The following is a 391-nucleotide window of genomic DNA, read 5'->3' as shown; positions in this document are numbered from 1 at the left end:
GGAGGACGTGCTCGATCTCTACGCCGAGACGCCGGATCCCGCCCGCCCCCTGGTCTGCTTCGACGAGACCCCCGTCCAGCTGATCGGCGAGGTGCGCCAGCCGGTCCTGGCCCAACCGGGACAGCGCGAGCGCTACGATTACGAGTATCGCCGCAACGGCACCGTCAATCTCTTCGTCACCTTCGATCCGTATCGGGGCTGGCGCAACGTCAAGCTCACCGACCGCCGCGCCGCCGTGGACTACGCCCACTGCATGCGTGAGCTCGTCGACGTCCATTATCCCGACGCCGCCTGCATCCGTGTCGTGCAGGACAATTTGTCGATCCATAAGCCTGGGGCGCTGTATGAGGCCTTCGCGCCTGCCGAGGCCCGCCGCATCCTGTGCCGCCTC

General features: G+C 67.0%; 1 protein-coding gene. It reads left to right on the top strand.

The annotated features are described in order from the left end of the window. Positions 1 to 391 (top strand): transposase (locus tag ACZYOF_RS44420; protein ID WP_463719677.1); only part of this gene is annotated, 391 nt, incomplete at both ends.

It is taken from the genome of Bradyrhizobium sp. LeoA1Lang (assembly GCF_055413685.1).
This window is presented reverse-complemented; position numbering and strand designations above follow the sequence as displayed.